Origin of the sequence: Streptomyces sp. ICN903 (assembly GCF_022015835.1) — a bacterium.
In the GTDB taxonomy this organism is placed as follows: domain Bacteria; phylum Actinomycetota; class Actinomycetes; order Streptomycetales; family Streptomycetaceae; genus Streptomyces; species Streptomyces fenghuangensis.
Map to the genome: position 1 here is coordinate 1 of NZ_JAKMAY010000560.1, position 1,488 is coordinate 1,488.

The window sequence follows — 1,488 nt, forward strand, 5'->3', positions numbered from 1 at the left end:
GCCTGACCCCCACCGCCCCACACCCCACAGGGCCGGAACCGCACCCGCGGTCCCGGCCCTGTGGGGCATGATCACCCCATGGGCAGCGGAAGAATCGTCTTCCTGAACGGCACTTCCAGTTCCGGGAAGTCGAGCATCGCCACGGAGCTTCTCCAGGTCCTCGACGGCTCCTGGTTCCACATGCCCGTGGACGCCTTCCACGGGATGCGGACGAAGAAGGAGATGGACCCGGCCGAACTGCCGGCCGTCCTCAGGCGCACCTGGGAGGGGTTTCACCGGGCGGTCGCCGGTATGGCCTCGGCCGGAAACGACATCGTCGTCGACCATGTCCTGAGCGAACGGTGGCGGCTGCTGGACTGCCTCGCCCTGTTCGAGCCCCGGAACGTCCTCCTCGTCGGTGTGCGCTGCTCCCCGGAGGAGCTGCGGCGGCGCGAGAGAGCCCGCGGCGACCGTCCGCCCGGCCTGGCGGAACATCAGCTGGGCCTCGTGCACGCCCATGGCGTCTACGACGTCGAGTGCGACACCACGACCGCGAGCCCGACGGAGTGCGCCCTACGCATTCGCGACGCCCTCACGCACCACACGGGCCCCACAGCCTTCGAACGTCTCCGGCGCGCCCTCGCCCGGACCGCCCCGCTGGACGGGGGCGAATGTTTCCCGTGAAACATCGCGGTACGACAAATCCCCGCTCCGGGCGAACGACTGCCTCCCGGTGGGCTACCGCAGGCCACGCCGCCACGGCTCCCGCACATACGCGAGAGGCCCCGCCGTGTCCGGCGGGGCCCCTCATCCGATGCGCGCTCGGCAGGATTCGAACCTGCAACCTTCTGATCCGTAGTCAGATGCTCTATCCGTTAAGCTACGAGCGCTTGGCTTCCCGGCTGTCCTCTCGCCGGTCGGCGTTGCGGGAACAACATTACATGACCTCCGCCCAGAGGCGAAATCCATTCGGTCAACCCCGCCTGACCTGCGGAGATGACCTACGGAGGGCGCTCACGGCCCCAGCCGCGGCCCTGTCGGCGGCCCCCGGAACGGAAGAAGCCCCGGCCGTACGGGCCGGGGCTTCGGTGATCGTGATGATCGAAGCGGAGGCTGAGGGATTTGAACCCTCGATGGGCTTTAAAGCCCAAACCGCATTAGCAGTGCGGCGCCATAGACCAGACTAGGCGAAGCCTCCCCACGCGCCGCGTCACCGCGACGTGTGTGCTGATGATGGCACAGCCCGGGGGCTGTCTCCAATCGGAGCCTACGTTACCCGGCTGGCGGGTCCTCCGGCAAAGGGCTCTGCCCCTGGTGGCGGCACAGGTGGTGCGGCGGGCGGGTGGAGGTGCGCAACGGCGTGCGCGGTGGCGCGTTGGAAGGGGGAGGGAAGAACCCGCAGTCGCGCGGGTCCGCCCGCACCACACCTTCGCAGGAGCCGCCATGCCGCGCCGCCGTACCGCCGCAGCCCTCGCCGGGGCCGCCGTACTCGCCACCGTGCTCACCCCC

The 1,488-nt window shown here is 69.6% G+C and carries 1 protein-coding gene and 2 tRNA genes; 1 reads left to right on the plus strand and 2 read right to left on the minus strand.

Annotated features, from left to right (window positions below; genetic code table 11):
- The first annotated feature begins 78 nt into the window (after nt 1-78).
- On the plus strand, nt 79-663 hold the full coding sequence (locus L7D48_RS28775) for a chloramphenicol phosphotransferase CPT family protein (RefSeq protein WP_237884038.1): 585 nt from the start codon (nt 79-81) through the stop codon (nt 661-663).
- A gap of 133 nt (nt 664-796) precedes the next feature.
- Here L7D48_RS28775 and L7D48_RS28780 read toward each other — a convergent pair.
- Nucleotides 797-869: transfer RNA gene (locus L7D48_RS28780), tRNA-Arg, on the minus strand.
- A gap of 217 nt (nt 870-1,086) precedes the next feature.
- Nucleotides 1,087-1,177 (minus strand) — tRNA-Ser (locus tag L7D48_RS28785).
- Nucleotides 1,178-1,488 lie beyond the last annotated feature (311 nt).